Source organism: Acinetobacter stercoris, from assembly GCF_900323515.1.
GTDB lineage: Bacteria > Pseudomonadota > Gammaproteobacteria > Pseudomonadales > Moraxellaceae > Acinetobacter > Acinetobacter stercoris.
Genome location: NZ_OOGT01000356.1, coordinates 1 through 1881 on the forward strand (window position 1 = coordinate 1; position 1881 = coordinate 1881).

Annotated in this window: 3 protein-coding genes; all 3 read right to left on the reverse strand. The window is 34.2% G+C overall.

The genetic code is table 11. The features are described 5' to 3' along the window. Positions 1–319 (reverse strand): hypothetical protein (locus KPC_RS20660; protein WP_213065919.1); only part of this gene is annotated, 319 nt, incomplete at its 3' end. Next, the gene (locus tag KPC_RS19460; RefSeq protein WP_121975953.1) at positions 319–1416 is read right to left on the reverse strand and encodes a PAAR domain-containing protein; all 1098 of its coding nucleotides are present in this window, start codon (positions 1414–1416) and stop codon (positions 319–321) included. The genes KPC_RS20660 and KPC_RS19460, both read right to left, overlap by 1 nt. A gap of 23 nt (positions 1417–1439) precedes the next feature. Further along, a complete protein-coding gene (locus tag KPC_RS19465; protein WP_121975954.1) occupies positions 1440–1862 on the reverse strand; it encodes a PAAR domain-containing protein in 423 nt (140 codons plus the stop codon). Between the last annotated feature and the right edge of the window lie 19 nt (positions 1863–1881).

The window sequence follows — 1881 nt, forward strand, 5'->3', positions numbered from 1 at the left end:
ATAAAAGTTTTCTATTAACAATAGGTTGCTTTTTATTATCCATTACAACAAAAATATAGTTATGTTTGGTTGGGTCTGAATATGGGCATTCTTTAATTTTCTTTGGCGAGAAACTCCTATCTAGAATGTAGACATTCTGCGATTTATCCAATTTTAATGTAGAAATTATCTTGTATCTATTTGATATAAGTACGTTGTTTTTCTTAAAGAAAAGTTCATTTTTTTCATCACATTTAGCATCGTAAATAGCTGTTATTTTATTTTCAGCATAAGTGACGCAAGTAGTGCTAATTAATAGTAAATATAGAAAGAATCGCATTAGTAAGTTTTCCAAAAGAGAGTATGGCCTTCACAGACGGTTGCTATAATACTTTTACTAGCTCTATGTGCATTAGTAATATATATAAAGTTTCCTGTAGTCCAATTTTTCGGATCTAGAAAGTCCTGAGAGGGAACTGATGATGCATAATTATACTTTGTATATACAACTTTACCTTTAGGATATACTTTTAATGTAGCAGCTTTGTACTTTTCATAAATATTCTTATCAATCGTGATTTTCTTATATTCTCTAAATTTTGCGTGTGGTGCGCTATTTTGAAATGGACTTTTTAAGCCCCAAGCTAAAAAATCCGTTCCATCCCAAAATGTTGCTCCTTGAGTTGGGTCGTCGTAGCCAGCTAAAAATTGTAGTAAGCCTTTTCTAATGTTATTTGATTTCGTATCTGTTTTAGATGGTGATAATAAAGTCCCTTTTTGACTTTTTGGAACAGAAGAATAGGGAGTAAGCAAGAGCTTAAATAATTTCCAACTTAATTCTTTTGCTCTATTAGATGCTGTGAATCCTAAACAAACACACTCTTGTCCAGGATCGCCAGCTTCTTCAGCGAGAATAAAAGCATTTTTTTGAAAATCTGAATGGGTCATGTCTAATTTTTTCTTATTCTTATAATCATTACCATCTTTTCCATTACAAGCATACAAATCTTCTATTTGCCCTGTACCGTTAGTAATTTTTCCTTCAAAGATACCTGTATCCACATTGTAGTAATAACCATTTAATAAACCCTTATCTTCCACCAAATTATTATTTGTATTTTGTTGATTATTTAACATTTGGGAAGTTAATGCGTTGGCTCTGGCACCTCCACCATTATCCCCCACCACCAGACTCTGTTTAGGTAATAATTTACAACCACATGAAAGACCATCACCAGCACGCGCCATCGGTTTTCCCTGTACTTTCATGTACTGATCACCAGATATAATCGTCGAAACTGTTTTATGCAATGGACATGTTGCCTTATCCCCAATGCAAGCAGCAGGAATACCTTCAATTTTAAAGCTATCTTGACCTGTAAGAACTACTCCACCGCCTGTGGTGGGACAGCCAATCGTAATATAAGGCGTAGCCATATTATTTAAACTCTTTGTTATTATTAATGATCAAGAAAACCTTTAGGTGTTGGTTCGTCCTTAAATATTTGAAAGCGAACTGACGTATCAGGGCTATCAATAATTTCATCACCATTTTCCAAACGGCTACCAATAAGAGCAACTGAAGCACCTTCAACAATACATGCAACTCCAGCACCTGAAATAATTTTAGATGTTGTTCCATCTGCATAAATGACTTCATCACCAACACGAGCAATTGCTAATCCATCTATTTTGTACTGAGACGTAGCTTTAACCAATCCCCCATTTTTCGACTTAGCGCCATTTACAGCTAAATAATAAATCGTTTTAGGTTTATGTTGATAATAGAGTTGTTCAGCTTTGAGGCTTTGTTCAATATCCTCTGGAGTCATCTGCATTAACAATTCTTCTGGCAATTCATGTATAAAAGTTGGACTTGTCATTTTTTGTACCACTCAATAA